The organism is Niallia sp. FSL K6-0212, from assembly GCF_038007605.1.
GTDB lineage: Bacteria > Bacillota > Bacilli > Bacillales > Cytobacillaceae > Niallia > Niallia circulans.
On record NZ_JBBOXL010000001.1, the window covers coordinates 3044667 to 3058897 of the forward strand.

Consider the following 14231-nt stretch of genomic DNA (forward strand, 5'->3'; position numbering starts at 1 on the left):
ACTTAAAAGCAATGATCCAGATGATCATTGCTTTTCTATTTTCTTTTCCTATGCTATTATGATAAATAATGGTATTTAAAGGGGTTAAATTATGCTAGGGCAACGACAAGGGATCATTGTTTGGTTATTTTCACTAAAACAAGCAAAAATGTTAAGAAGATATGGGAATGTTCATTTTATTTCCAAAAGGTTAAAATATGTTGTGCTCTACACAAACCAAAGTGACGTGGAAAGCATAATGGAAAAAATAAATGCTCATTCTTTTGTTAAAAAGGTAGAACCTTCCTACAAACCATTTTTAAAAATGGAATTTGAAAATTCGCGGCCAGATAAAGCGAAAGAATATGATTATAAAATGGGAATTTAATAGCTTGCTTAAAAGATATTAAAAACAGTATGTATGGAAGCTTAGTTAGAAGTATTATTTCTGCGACTAAGTCATCATACATACTGTTTTTTCTTTTATAGAATCCCATATAAATTGAGAAGGGAAGTAAAAAAAAGCCTGCAGGCAAATACCTGCAGGCTCCTTCCACATCCTTACTATTCATAAGGAAAGAAGGTAAAGGGAGAGGAGAAACCGGAGGAAAACTTAGGGGAAACGTAAGTCTTCTCCGCGGTTGGCAACAACATCCTCGAATAGATGCTGTTAATTACATTATCCCCAACCATGGAACACTTATACCTAATCAAAATATTTTTTTTGGATAAAGTAAGATAGTCTCCTTTTTTAGTTAATAGGTGGAATAAAACTATTCATGGTATGAATAGTAAAAAATCTTTAAAATGTTGGCTCGGTATAAGGTTTATGGTAGGATAGGGAAGGTAAAAGCAGTTAAAGTAAAATTAGGGTTGTGGTGATTGAAATGAGAGTTGTCTCCGGTAAGAATAAGGGGATTCCATTGAAGGCAGTGCCTGGTAACTCGACTAGACCTACTACAGATAAAGTCAAAGAAGCCATCTTTAACATGATAGGCCCATACTTTCAAGGAGGAGAAGGCCTTGATTTATTTGCTGGTAGTGGTGGACTAGGTATTGAAGCTTTAAGTAGAGGATTGGATCTTGTTATTTTTGTAGACAAAGAAGGAAAAGCGATACATACTATTAAAGAAAATCTTTCTATATGCAAATTAAATAGTCAAGCAGAGGTATATCGCAATAATGCGGATCGTGCTTTAAAAGCATTACAAAAAAGAGAAAAAAGATTCGATTATATTTTTTTAGATCCGCCATATAAAAAGCAGCAGTTAGAAAAAATCCTAACATTTATTGATGAAGCAGGTCTCTTAAAGGAAGACGGAGTTATTGTTTGTGAACACGGTTCGGAAATTTCTTTGCCTGAGGCAGTTAGCAGACTTCAACAAGTGAAACATGAAAAATACGGAATAATTGCGGTTTCTATTTATTCCTTACAAAATGGTATGGAGGACTAAGAAATGGCTAGTATAGCAGTTTGCCCAGGTAGTTTTGATCCGATAACGTATGGTCATATTGATATTATTAAACGATCAGCAAAGGTATTTGACCATGTATACATATGTGTATTAAATAATTCTGCCAAAAAACCTTTTTTTTCAGTAGAGGAAAGATTAGAGTTAATTAGAGAAGTAACAAAAGATATTAAAAATGTTTCTGCGTCGTCCTATGAAGGACTTTTGATTGATTATGCAAAAAGTGTAAAAGCGAATGCAATTATTAGAGGATTACGAGCTGTATCAGATTTTGAATACGAAATGCAGATTACCTCTATGAACCGAGTTCTATCAGATGATATTGAGACATTCTTTATTATGACAAATAATCAATATTCTTTCTTAAGTTCAAGTATAGTGAAAGAAGTCAGCAAGTATGATGGAGACATTTCGGAGCTTGTCCCAAAGATTGTTCATGATGCGTTAAGAGCAAAGTTTCATAAAAATCGTCCCTAACGCTTACTCTCCAGTAATATGAATAAAAAGGACTTATTGCCCAAAAAAGATTTTTAACATCTTTTTGGCAATAAGTCCTTTTTATACTTCTTCTCTTGGAGATAATCTTTTTACTAAGATAAAACAATAAATCATTAGGGAAATAATCGTGACAATTGGACCCCATGTGCTAATATTTTCAAATATTTGTTGCAAGAAAGCTCCCTCTTGGTTTAATCCTGGAATCGCAATCGTTGGAGCATCTTTTGCCAAAAAGTTTTTGTTAAAGAAATCCCACGCGATAAATGTATAAATTCCAGAGAAGATTGCTTGCATTATTCTTGCTATAAAAAAAGGTTTAAAACGAATATCTGTCTGTGCTAGAATACTTGCAACCTGTGCTTGTACACTCAAACCACTAAAGCCGAGGATACAGCTAGTCAGGATTGCTTGATGCATAAGGGTGGAAGTTTCTACATCACTTGTTAATTGACTTCCTAATGTAATTTCAAATATCCCAGCAATGAATGGAATCGCTAATTCGCCAGAAAAAGTGAATAGCTGGAAAACGGCTTCTAACAATTTAGCAGCAAAAGAAGTAATATGTAAGTGAAATAGTAATCGATTAATAACAGAAAAAAGAATAATGAAGCCGCCGACCATTAATAACGATTGAATCGAAGAAGTTACAGCATCTCCCATTAATTTTCCAAGTGGACGCTTGTCTTTTAACCGAGTATGATGTAATTCCCGTAACGCTCTTTTGATGGAGGCTTTTTCAGTTGCCTCCTGTTTCTTTATTTCTGTGTCCTTGCCATGAAATCTCATAAATAGTCCTACTGTAAAGTTGGCTAAATAATGAGAAAAGGCAAGAAGCAGTCCTAGTTTGGGACTATGAAAAAAAGAAGCTGAAACTGCACCAATAATAAACATCGGATTAGAAGCGTTAGAAAAAGAAACGAGTCTTTCTGCTTCTGTTCTTGTTAATTGTTTTTCTTCACGCATTCTTGCTGTTAATTTTGCACCAGTAGGAAAGCCTGATACCATGCCCATTGCCCAAACAAATCCGCCTACACCTGGAACTTTAAAGAGAGGTCGCATAATGGGTTCCAATAAAACACCAATAAAACGAACTACACCAAAACCGATTAAAATTTCGGATAAAATAAGGAAAGGAAGAAGTGAAGGAAAAACAATCGTCCACCATGTGTTTAGTCCATTTTTGGAAGCGTCAACTGCAACTCCTGGAAAAGAAATTAGAGCAAGAGCTAATAGGGATGCAGATAAAGCGAGTACGATTGTCTTAAATTTTGAGCGTAACAAATTATATTGCTCCCCCTTCAAATAGAAAATAGTAGGTAAGTATTCTTATTTATAGAAGAAAGGCTGTTTAAGAAACTTTTTAGTAAAAAGAATACTTGTACACAAACAGCCTGAAGAATATCCCTCTACCAATCAATATACTCATAACATAAAAAAAAAGACCATAAGAATATATAGATTATTATTTTGAAAAGAATAGGTGGGACAATATGGAACGCCCAAAAATTGGATTAGCGTTAGGGTCAGGTGGAGCGAGAGGATTTGCACATATTGGGGTCATAAAAATACTAAGAGAAGAGAATATCCCAATAGATTATATTGCTGGCAGCAGTATAGGGGCTATAATTGGCTGTTTATATGGAGCAGGATCCGATATTGAGCGATTATACACTTTATCCAAGTTCTTTAAAAGAAAATACTATTTGGATTTTACTGTCCCTAAAATGGGGTTTATCGCAGGGAACCGTGTAAAGGAGTTAATTCATTTGTTTACCTATGGAAAAAATTTAGAGGAGTTGGATATCCCTGTTGCCATTGTTGCGACTGATTTATTAACGGCAGAAAAAGTAGTTTTCACAAAAGGGCCAATTGCTGATGCTGTTCGGGCAAGTATTTCTATTCCAGGTATATTTGTTCCAGAAAAAATTGACGGGCGATTGCTTGTAGACGGAGGAGTAATCGATCGTGTTCCCGTCTCAGTTGTGAAGGAAATGGGAGCAGATATTGTAATTGCTGTCGATGTCGCAAAAGTGAACATTCATACAGATATTTCTAACATTTATGATGTAATTATGCGTTCATTAGATATCATGCAAATGGAACTAGTAGAATCACGCGAGGTTGCAAGTAATGTGATGATTAAGCCGCCTGTTGAAATGTTTAATAGTAAGGCATTTACTGATTTGGAGAAAATTATTGAAATAGGGGAAACAGAAACGAGAAAATATATAGAAGGGATTAAAAAGGAAATCAGAAAGAGAAGAAAGAATGAAAAAAAGTAATTATAGAGTGAACAAATAAAGATTAAAGGTTCTCGCTTAATACAGTGGAGTGCCTTTAATCTTTAAGCTGTTTATTAAGAACTTCAACTAATAAAAACTAGTCCTAACAAAGGAATTATTTCATGATAGGAGGTTTGGTGTAATCCATCTCTAATAGTTGATGCTGAACAAGATTAGGAACACCTAAAGCATAAATCTGCGAAGCGCGAATATCCAATGCGATTTTTTCTTTATCAAAAGCAGAAAGCTTGCTGATAATTGGCAGCTGAAACTGCTTCTTTTTTTCTTTTAAATAGAGACGGCCATTTACAGTTGTTCCAAGTAAACGAATATAATTTGGCTTCAATGAAGAACTCATTTCTGCCTTTTTGGTATTTGTTAAAATATGTACGCAAATTCTTTGCAGCCTTGTCCATGTATATCTTTTCGTCTTTACTAAACGAATAAAATCGTGAAAAGAGGATGCTGTTTTTACATATTTAAGGAAGCGATACTCTAAACCTTCCTCCATCTCATATATGGCAGCTAACTCTTCTGCTGTTGACTGAAGGAGACGGAATTTTAAATAGTGCCAGTAATTCTCCCAAGTATGGTAAGTGAGGTATGTTTCCTTATACTGCTGTAGTAATTGATAACTACTTGCGGGGAGGAAGGGTTTTATTTTTCTTATGTCTCCTTTATCATGCAATAGTTCTTCGCGAATGCTTGTTGCGCTAGCTATTGTATCCGAAGTAAATGTTTTGTCATGATAGTCTGCTTTCATGCGGGCAACTGTGCAAATCTCCATGGGATACTTATTGGTATGCACTGCCTTATAGTATTCATATCCCAAGATGTTATTTGGCATACTAAGATTTAGCGCGGTGTGATCATCACTAGTTGTTAATTCTTTTATCGCCAATGATTTAGCTTTCGGATAGCTCATTCCTTGTTTCATAAACCCCTTAACAAGTAAATCCTCTTCCATTCCTTTTCCTTGCAGCAGGGTAAAAGTCTGCTGAAAAGCATCGATGCTGCCTGATTCACTGCCAAAACATAAGAAATCACAACTTAAGCTTTGCAAAATATCAACAGCGCCAGAAGCAAATACGGCAGCATGCTGTGTGGCAAAAGCATAGGGAAGCTCCACAATAAGATCTACTCCACTTTCCAAAGCCATTTCTGCTCGAGCCCACTTAGAAACAAGGGCAGGTTCTCCTCTTTGCAGAAAAGGACCGCTCATAACAGCAGCCACAATATCCGCCTGTGTTAGTTCTTTCGCTTTTTGGATATGATACAAATGACCATTATGAAATGGATTATATTCTACTACTACTCCAACTGCTTTCATCACATTCTCCCTAACTATATTCTTTATGGTTGTATTAATAAAAGTTTATCCTAAAAATAGTGGTTATAAAAGAGAAACCTATATGGATCTGCCTGTTTTAGTATATAAAAGATTCCTTGTAAATTTATATGTGAGAAACAGTAAAAGAATAGGACTAAATGCTGGTTTCAAAGATGCAATATAATCCTGGGTTTTAATAGTGCTGTCTACTTTCTAATATAGTTTCTATTCTACGAATTTTTGAAGTAAAGCTTTGCTAAAATAGCTTAAATGGAAGCAAGGGGGAGAGAAATCAAGATCATTTTAGGAAGTTTTGGTTGCAATTCTGATGAATATGGGTAGAATAGAAAAGAAATCACGAAATATGATCGTGATTCAGGACATATCTCTTATTATTTACTGTAAAGAAAAAATATTGACAAATAATTATATGAAAGCTATAATTACCTTTGTTGCCTTGGGGTGATATATATGAAATGGACGTTAAGCCAGTTACAAAAATTTCGAAGTAAGGGATTGCCAATTGATGAAACAATAAATATGGATGAGATCAAAGAAACAGATCCGACCATAAGAAAAGTATCTCCTATTCATATAACAGGATGTACGGATATTGATTCAACGAAAGTGACTTTTCATTTAAATATAAAAGGATCGCTCGTGCTACCTTGCTCTCGTACTTTAGTAGACGTGGATTATCCAATTAATGTTGAAACAACAGAAACCTTCCTATTAAAAGTTTCGGAATATGAAACAGACGAAGAGGAAGTTCATCAGGTAAAAGGGGATGTAATTGACTTAAAGCCAATTATAGCAGAAATACTTTTACTTGAGGTACCGATGCAAGTCTTCTGTGAAGATGTAACAGAAGAGGGAGCTCCACAATCAGGAAATGATTGGGAAGTAATTCAAGAGCAAGATTTACAGGAGAAGAAAGTTGATCCTCGTCTTGCAGGACTTGCTAAGTTTTTTGAAAATGAGTAAATTAACTCATAATTAATTATGCAAAAGAAAAATGTGAGATTGGAAATATCTTTTCTCATTACTTTCTTAATACTCTTTAAGGAGGTGGGACGAATGGCTGTACCTTTTAGAAGAACATCTAAAACTGCAAAGAGAAAACGTCGTACACATTTTAAATTACAAGTGCCTGGTATGGTAGAATGCCCTAACTGTGGTGAAATGAAACTTGCTCACCGTGTATGCAGCGCTTGCGGAACATACAAAGGGAAAGAAGTTGTAAGCAACTAATTATCTTTTTTGTTGATTAAAAGCACAAGAACTTAAGTTCTTGTGCTTTTTTTCATATTATAGCTATTATTACAAAAATAGCTGAAGTAAAATAAAAGGAAGTTTTGAAAGTTAGAAGAAATACATAATATGAGGTGATAAGCAATGATTGTCATAAGTTCTTGTTTAGCAGGTCTGAAAGTTCGGTATAATGGGACGGATTGTTTAGATACCAACATAGAAGAGTTTATAAAAAAAGAAAACATAAGAACGGTTTGTCCGGAATTATTGGGAGGCTTCTCTACTCCGAGGGAACCAGCTGAGATAGTCGGAGGGGATGGTTATGATGTTCTTGATGGAAAAGCATTTGTTAAAGATGCTAAAGGGAATGATGTGACGCAAATGTATATCGAAGGGGCTAATAAAACCTTAGTTTTTATTAAAGACTTGGAGGCGGAAATGGTAGTCTTAAAAGAAAATAGTCCTTCTTGTGGTAGTGGTAGTATATATACAGGGAACTTTGATGGCACAAAAATGGGCGGTGTGGGTGTAACCACTGCGCTTTTAAGAAGAAACGGTATCAAAGTGGTGTCAGAAGACGAATTATTTTCTTAACTAGGTCTATAAGTAGCAAATTTTCTTTTTGCATGCTGCTAATTTTTCTTTTTGTAATATGAATAAATCAGTCTATCTTTTCTAGTAGATGCATATGTATGAATAAAAAACACTAGGAGGGTATACTGATGACAACAACGAGACAAGATGCTTGGTCAAAAGATGAAGATATTTTACTTGCTGAAATTGTTCTTCGTCATATTAGAGAAGGCGGTACACAGCTTCAAGCATTTGAAGAAGTGGGGAAATTATTATCAAGAACAAGTGCAGCATGTGGATTTCGCTGGAATTCATATGTACGCAAACAATATAAATCTGGTATCGAACTTGCCAAAAAACAAAGAAAGCAATTGAAAAAGACAAATGTAGCAGAAGAGTTTTCTCAAGAAGAAGTAACTGCTGTTCAGCCTGCTATATCTCCAGCTCCTATACAGAATCAATTTGATGAAATGATGTTATATTTAAAAGATTTATATGATAAAGCAACTAAGTGGGAGCAAGAAAATATTGACTCTTCCACCGTTAAAGAGAAAACGAAGGTATTAGAGGAAAAGCTAGCTATATTAAAGAAGGAAAATGAAGCGTTGCAAAGTGAATTAGACTCCATGGAAGGCGCTTATAAAGCATTAGTGGAGCTGATGGAAAAAGCAAGGCAAATGGTGGTTTTTAAAGATGAGGATAAACTTCCCAAGGTGTAAGTAAAGTTTTTCTTTAGCTAAAATGCTAATGGGATCTATATCTATAATAACATGGTCAAATAAATATGCTATATTGCAGGAGGAATCCTGTCAGTTAGGAAGCATCCGCTCGACTCCTGTATATAAAAAGGTGAGGCAGAGGAGAATCATTGGATTCACTTGACTCACAAGGAGAATCTGGGCGGCTGCTTTATATAAGTCAATTAAAATCTCTAATCTTTCATATGCAAAAGAAAACAAAATCAATTTGTTGGTGTTTTAATCTATCCAATGAGTATAATACCGCATCCTCCCCATTAAGTTGTAACATTCTTCTCTAATTTTATTCCTTTTTATATTATTAAACCTTAAAAAACTCTTTTATAGATTATCTTTCAAAACTATGTGATTGCACTCGTCTTTTAGCTTTTCTTTCGTTTTTGAGGCAAGCATCATATTTTATTTTTTTTCTATTCCTGTGATTTTCGTACTACAAACATTTCAGAAAATGTTAATATATAACTAACGATAACTTGAAACGATAAAGGAGCTTCTAATGGAAATTGCAATTATTGGAGCTGGGGCAATTGGCTTATTATGTGCATACCAGTTAAAGGAAAAGCATGATGTCACCTTATATGTTCGGTCAAAGCAGCAATACGAGCGAATCCTAGAGAAAGGAATATATTATAAAGCAAATGACGAAAAGAAAAATCGAACAGTACGCGTACGGTTTTTTAAAGAGTGGAATGGACAAGAAGAGTTGACGATCGTCGCAGTAAAGCAATATCAACTAGCGTCCATTTACGAGAAGATGGAAAAAATGGGCGATAAAATAAAAGCAATGTGCTTTTTGCAAAATGGAATGGGACACATAGAGACAATTAGGAATTCGCGAGTTGCTAATATATTGATAGGTATTGTCGAACATGGAGCGATGAAAGAAGATGAGCAAACAGTAATTCATACTGGTGTAGGAGCAATAAAAATAGCTTGTATAAAAGGAAAAATGGACGATATAGTTACCACGCTCACAACAGCTACTAATAAAGACTTTTTATTTATAATGGAACATAAATATGAAATAATGCTGCAAAAAAAATTAGTCGTAAATTGTATTGTAAATAGTTTAACTAGTATTTTGCTGGTGCCAAATGGTCTTTTGCTGGAAAACGCTTATTATTCTCAATTGATGACTATGTTGATGAATGAGGTATTAGAGGTTTTAACGATAACCGAATCTGAAAAAAAAATCTATCGAGAGTATTGTATGGAAGTCATAGGAAAAACAACTTTAAATAAATCTTCGATGCTAAAGGATATGGAGGCGGGAAGACCTACGGAAATAGATGCAATCTTAGGATACATAATAGAAGAAGCAAAAAAGAAAAAACAGAGTGTGCCTATTGCAAATGCGGTTTATCTGATGATTAAGGGAAAAGAACGAGAAAGAGAGGTGTTTATCCATGATTAATCTAACTTCACATCTCATTAGTTTTCTCGTGGTTTTTCCAATCTTTACATTGTTTATTGTTTTTGTTATTAGTAAGTTGATTACAAAAAAGCATCGTCTATCTATACATCTAGCCCTAGATATTAGTACCATCTTTTTTATTGTTTCCGTCCATTTTCTTATACAATCTATCTGGCATACTTCGGTCTTATTGTATATTGTGATATTTATCTTGTTGATTGGCATGTTATTTGTTATTGTTCATTGGAAGTTTAAAGAGGAAATACAATACAAAAAAGTATTTAAAGGAATTTGGCGTGTAAGCTTTCTTCTTTTTTTCCTTTTATATATTGTATTGCTCGTTTATGGTCTTTTCCTATCTATATGGAGAACACTTGGAATGGTATAATAGTTGATTACAATAAAATAACTTAAATGTTTAGCAAGTCATTGCTACTTAGAATGAATAGGTGGACTCAATCTGGAAGATGCTAATAAGAAGATAAATCGAAAAGATAAAGGCTTATAAGCAACTTTTTTTCTTTTATAGTAAAGGGATGCTATACTTTTCTATGTAGCGAAATAAAATGAATGCTTTTTATAAGCAGCTGGATGATAAGCTCGTGGTTGGACTCCCACTATAGAAAGAGTCTTTAATAAGGAGAAAATACATATATAGGAAAACTCGAATTGGAGAAAGGAAGTACATAGATGGAGATGATGAATCTCTCTTTGCCTGTGGCAAATAAATTCGTAACAGATTATTTAGAACAAAAGAATAGTGCGGAAGACTTTTTTCATTATTCTTATCTTGATAATGGTAGCTATGAGAAGAGAGTTAAAGAATTAGAAACGAGAACTTTTATGAGGAATGATCTTGCAGATTATATCGAAGATTACATGAAAAAGTTCCCTCAAGGGGAAAAGGTGAGGCAATCCCTTTCTAAATTAAGAAAGGAAAACAGTGTAGTTGTTATAGGTGGACAACAAGCGGGTGTTTTAACAGGTCCATTATACTCTATTCATAAAGTAATTAGTATTATCCTGTTAGCTGAACAAAAAGAAGAAGAATTAGGTATTCCGGTTGTACCAGTTTTCTGGGTAGCGGGAGAAGACCATGATTATTTAGAAATTAATCATATTTATACACCAGGTAAGGAAAAAATGAAGAAGGCAGTTTATCCACAAAGAGTGTTGGATAAAAGAATGGCTTCCGATATATTGCTGGAAAAAGAGGTCTGTATAGAATGGCTGGAAAAAATCGTCGAATCCTATGGTGAAACAGATCATTCAAAGCCTTTATTGCAACTTTTGCACAATGCTGTCCATGAATCCACTACGATTGTTGACTTCTTTAGCTATATTACAATGAGTTTATTCCAAGATTATGGATTACTATTGGTTGATTCTGGTGATAAAGAGATTCGCAAGTTGGAGAAAGAAATTTTCCTTAAACAAATTAATGAATTTCAAAAATTAGCAGATTCCGTTTCAGAACAACAAAAGTTAGTACAGGAGAAGGGATATTCGCTTGTGATTGAAATGGCAGAAAATCCTGTTAACTTGTTTTATTATGATGAAGTAGAGCAAGAAAGAGTATTGCTGCAATACGATGAAATAGAAAATTGTTTTATCGGGAAAGATAGAACAGTATCCTTTACTATGGAACAGTTAATAGAGATTGCGAGTGAATTCCCTCAAAAGCTAAGCAATAATGTCGTAACGAGACCAATAACGCAAGACTTATTATTTCCTACGTTAGCATTTATTGGCGGACCTGGAGAGATTGCGTACTGGGCGGAACTTAAAAAGGCTTTTGAACACTTAGGAATTAAAATGCCGCCAGTTATTCCTCGCTTAAATATTACGCTCTTAGAGAGAAGCGTGGAAGCAGACATAGAGGAACTAAAATTATCAATAAAGGATGTTCTTGTTAATGGAACTTCTGAAAGATGTGCGGAATTTTTAAAGTCTGTCTCAAATGAACGGATTGAACAGATACTTAATGAAATAAAAGAGGTAATTAAAACGAAATATGATCAAGTGGAAGAGGAAATGAAGGCAGAGTATAAAGGTTTGCTGCCGTTATTAGAAAAAAATGAAGATTTTTTAGTAAGCCAGCTTGAATTTTTGCAGAACAAAGTTGATGCTTCCGTAAAATTAAAGCATGAAGTACTAGTAAATAAATTTAACCGTATTGAACAAAATTTAAAGCCAGAAGGGTCTCCCCAAGAAAGAGTCTGGAATATCACCTATTTCTTAAATAAATATGGAATGGATTTTATTCAAGATGTAATGGAATTGCCGATGGCCTTTGATGGAACACATAAGGTTATTAAATTATAAGGAAGAAAAGAATGATTACCCCCTAATTATAGGACGGTTCAGACTGTCGACAAACTCCTAATTCAGTAATTAGGAGTTTGTTTTAGTTTATACATATACATTTTTTTAAATAAGAATTGATTTCCGTTGCAGGGGTACGCTTTCCGTGGGGCTCGCGCTGAGCCGCTTCGGCCTAAAGGCCTGCAGAATCTCAGACTGTCTCGCAGATCCCAAAGAGTCTCACCCCTTCCATTCCAATCAATGCATAATAATTCCATTTGCATTTCCTAAATTCCTTTTGTCAACAAGCTGTACCGTCCTAATTATAGGACGGTTTTTTTATTGTTATAACGCATTTTCATTCCCTCCTTTAGTTTTGTCTTTTAGAAAATAAACAGCCAATTCTCAAAAAGTAGTGATAAAGAACCCCGTTTATTCTTTTCAAAATTATTATTTTTGTTGCAGGAAATATACAAAATAGATAGAATTAAAATTAATAGTGGAGGAAAGTGGGGGAATGTGGTACATTGAGGTTAGAAAGTGGGGGACAAGGGTATGTTTATGGGTGAATATCATCATAATGTTGATGCAAAAGGACGTATCATTGTTCCTGCGAAGTTTAGAGAGAACTTAGGTGAAACCTTTATTCTAACCCGTGGCCTCGATCGATGTCTTTTCGGTTACCCACTTAATGAATGGGAGATAATTGAAGACAAGCTCAAGCAATTACCTTTAACCAAAAAAGATGCTAGAGCATTTACCCGATTTTTCTTCTCCGGAGCAACAGAATGTGAAATTGATAAACAAGGTCGCATTAATATTGCCTCCCCCTTATTTCAATATGCACAGTTAGAGAAGGAATGTGTTATTCTCGGTGTTTCTAATCGTATTGAAATATGGGATAAACAAGAGTGGGAAAATTATTTTTCCGAATCAGAGGATTCTTTTGCAGAAATTGCAGAAAATATGATTGGGTTTGATATTTAATTTTTTCACTATGTACATAATAAATACTACCTACAAGAAAAATTTATAGACAGGTGTGGATTCATGTTTAATCATACAACAGTATTACTGAATGAAGCTGTCGATGCTCTCGATATTAAGCCAGATGGAATTTATGTGGATTGTACTTTAGGTGGAGCAGGGCACAGCGAATTAATTCTTTCCAAATTATCAGGCAGTGGAAGGTTAATTGCATTTGATCAAGATGAAGTAGCAATAAAAAATGCACAAGTAAAATTAGCCCCATATAAGGACAGATTGACGATTGTCAAAAGTAACTTCCGCTATTTAAAAGAAGAAATTCACAACTTAGGGATTACACATGTAGATGGAATTCTTTATGACTTAGGTGTATCTTCCCCGCAATTGGATACTCCTGAGCGTGGATTTAGTTATCACCATGATGCACCTCTTGATATGCGTATGGATAATGAAGCGGATGTTACTGCATATGATGTTGTTAATTCTTGGTCTTATGAATCACTAGTTAAAATTTTCTTTCGTTATGGAGAGGAGAAATTCTCTAAACAAATAGCAAGGAAAATTGAGGCAGCAAGAGAAAATCGCCCAATAGAAACGACTGGAGAGTTGGTTGAATTAATTAAGGAAGCTATTCCAGCGCCAGCTAGACGAAAAGGCGGTCATCCTGCAAAAAGAGTTTTTCAAGCAATACGAATTGCAGTTAATGATGAACTTGGCGTATTTGAAGCTTCGTTAGAGCAAGCCATTACGTTACTAAATCCAGGCGGAAGAATCAGCGTTATCACCTTCCATTCCCTTGAAGACAGAATTTGTAAGTCGACATTTAAAAAGATGAGTGATCTGCCGCCATTGCCGCCAGGACTACCGGTTATTCCAGATGAGTTTAAACCAGAATTGAAATTAATTACTAGAAAGCCGATTATCCCATCTGAAGAAGAATTAGAATTTAATAACAGAGCAAGATCAGCGAAACTACGTGTTGCAGAAAAACAATAACCAAAGGGTGCAGGAGGTAATTAAATGAGCAACTTAGCAAGAAAAATGCAGCAGGATCAATATCAACAACAAGAAGAAAAGCAGTCGGTTAAAAAGGTTATTAAACAGACTAAATCATTATTATCTCCTGGAGAGAAGATTTTAGGAATTGCCTTTGTAGTCATTATTTGTATTGGCGGCGTAAAAATTGTAAGCAATCAATCGGAGATTTATCAAGTAAATAAAGATATTCAAGTAGCGGAAAGCTCCATTAATTCGCTTGAAAAGTCAAACAAAGAATTAGATACACAAGTAAAGGATTTAAGCAGCTTTGAACGCTTACGCAAAGTAGCAGGGAAATTAGGTTTAGATTTTAGTAAAGACAATGTAAAGGTTGTGCATTAAGCA

The 14231-nt window shown here is 34.7% G+C and carries 16 protein-coding genes; 14 read left to right on the forward strand and 2 right to left on the reverse strand.

Translation table 11 applies throughout. From position 1 onward, the window contains the following. Nucleotides 1-91: 91 nt before the first annotated feature. The 3 genes from MHH96_RS14350 (at nt 92) to coaD (ending at nt 1928) form a co-directional block, all read left to right on the forward strand. On the forward strand, nt 92-367 hold the full coding sequence (locus MHH96_RS14350; protein WP_047939889.1) for a YlbG family protein: 276 nt from the start codon (nt 92-94) through the stop codon (nt 365-367). Between the two features lie 499 nt (nt 368-866). After that, nucleotides 867-1433 carry a 16S rRNA (guanine(966)-N(2))-methyltransferase RsmD gene (rsmD, locus tag MHH96_RS14355; RefSeq protein ID WP_047939890.1) on the forward strand — a complete coding sequence of 189 codons (567 nt, stop codon included), beginning with the start codon at nt 867-869 and terminating at the stop codon, nt 1431-1433. A gap of 3 nt (nt 1434-1436) precedes the next feature. Then, nucleotides 1437-1928, forward strand: a complete 492-nt coding sequence (coaD, locus tag MHH96_RS14360) for a pantetheine-phosphate adenylyltransferase (protein ID WP_047939891.1) — start codon at nt 1437-1439, stop codon at nt 1926-1928. Nucleotides 1929-2009: 81 nt separating this feature from the next. Here the strand turns inward: coaD and ylbJ are convergent, their stop codons facing one another. Then, complete coding sequence (gene ylbJ / locus MHH96_RS14365) at nt 2010-3230, reverse strand: sporulation integral membrane protein YlbJ (protein WP_047939892.1); 1221 nt, start codon at nt 3228-3230, stop codon at nt 2010-2012. Between the two features lie 209 nt (nt 3231-3439). Between ylbJ and MHH96_RS14370 the strand changes: the two genes are divergently transcribed. Continuing rightward, a complete protein-coding gene (locus MHH96_RS14370; RefSeq protein WP_047939893.1) occupies nt 3440-4231 on the forward strand; it encodes a patatin-like phospholipase family protein in 792 nt (263 codons plus the stop codon). A gap of 115 nt (nt 4232-4346) precedes the next feature. Here the strand turns inward: MHH96_RS14370 and MHH96_RS14375 are convergent, their stop codons facing one another. Continuing rightward, the gene (locus MHH96_RS14375; protein ID WP_047939894.1) at nt 4347-5561 is read right to left on the reverse strand and encodes a nucleotidyltransferase; all 1215 of its coding nucleotides are present in this window, start codon (nt 5559-5561) and stop codon (nt 4347-4349) included. Between the two features lie 471 nt (nt 5562-6032). On the opposite strand from MHH96_RS14375, the gene MHH96_RS14380 reads away from it, so the two are divergent. From MHH96_RS14380 to ftsL, 10 genes are all read left to right on the forward strand, one after another. Next, nucleotides 6033-6545 (forward strand): YceD family protein, encoded by a 513-nt coding sequence (locus MHH96_RS14380; protein WP_047939895.1) that lies wholly within the window; start codon nt 6033-6035, stop codon nt 6543-6545. A gap of 93 nt (nt 6546-6638) precedes the next feature. Then, nucleotides 6639-6812, forward strand: a complete 174-nt coding sequence (rpmF, locus tag MHH96_RS14385; RefSeq protein WP_016200993.1) for a 50S ribosomal protein L32 — start codon at nt 6639-6641, stop codon at nt 6810-6812. Nucleotides 6813-6956: 144 nt separating this feature from the next. Beyond that, nucleotides 6957-7406, forward strand: coding sequence for a DUF523 domain-containing protein (locus MHH96_RS14390; RefSeq protein WP_047939896.1), 450 nt, complete (start codon nt 6957-6959; stop codon nt 7404-7406). A 128-nt stretch (nt 7407-7534) separates the two neighbouring features. Continuing rightward, nucleotides 7535-8104, forward strand: coding sequence for an RsfA family transcriptional regulator (locus MHH96_RS14395; RefSeq protein WP_047939897.1), 570 nt, complete (start codon nt 7535-7537; stop codon nt 8102-8104). 535 nt (nt 8105-8639) lie between these two features. Continuing rightward, nucleotides 8640-9557, forward strand: coding sequence for a 2-dehydropantoate 2-reductase (locus tag MHH96_RS14400; protein WP_047939898.1), 918 nt, complete (start codon nt 8640-8642; stop codon nt 9555-9557). Next, nucleotides 9550-9945, forward strand: coding sequence for a DUF3397 domain-containing protein (locus MHH96_RS14405; protein ID WP_047939899.1), 396 nt, complete (start codon nt 9550-9552; stop codon nt 9943-9945). The genes MHH96_RS14400 and MHH96_RS14405 overlap by 8 nt, the downstream gene beginning before the upstream one ends. Before the next feature lie 302 nt (nt 9946-10247). Continuing rightward, nucleotides 10248-11882 carry a bacillithiol biosynthesis cysteine-adding enzyme BshC gene (bshC, locus tag MHH96_RS14410; RefSeq protein WP_047939900.1) on the forward strand — a complete coding sequence of 545 codons (1635 nt, stop codon included), beginning with the start codon at nt 10248-10250 and terminating at the stop codon, nt 11880-11882. A 534-nt stretch (nt 11883-12416) separates the two neighbouring features. Next, nucleotides 12417-12848, forward strand: coding sequence for a division/cell wall cluster transcriptional repressor MraZ (gene mraZ, locus MHH96_RS14415; RefSeq protein ID WP_047939902.1), 432 nt, complete (start codon nt 12417-12419; stop codon nt 12846-12848). Between the two features lie 63 nt (nt 12849-12911). Next, complete coding sequence (rsmH, locus tag MHH96_RS14420; RefSeq protein ID WP_047939903.1) at nt 12912-13844, forward strand: 16S rRNA (cytosine(1402)-N(4))-methyltransferase RsmH; 933 nt, start codon at nt 12912-12914, stop codon at nt 13842-13844. Between the two features lie 24 nt (nt 13845-13868). Next, the gene (gene ftsL, locus MHH96_RS14425; protein ID WP_047939904.1) at nt 13869-14228 is read left to right on the forward strand and encodes a cell division protein FtsL; all 360 of its coding nucleotides are present in this window, start codon (nt 13869-13871) and stop codon (nt 14226-14228) included. Nucleotides 14229-14231 lie beyond the last annotated feature (3 nt).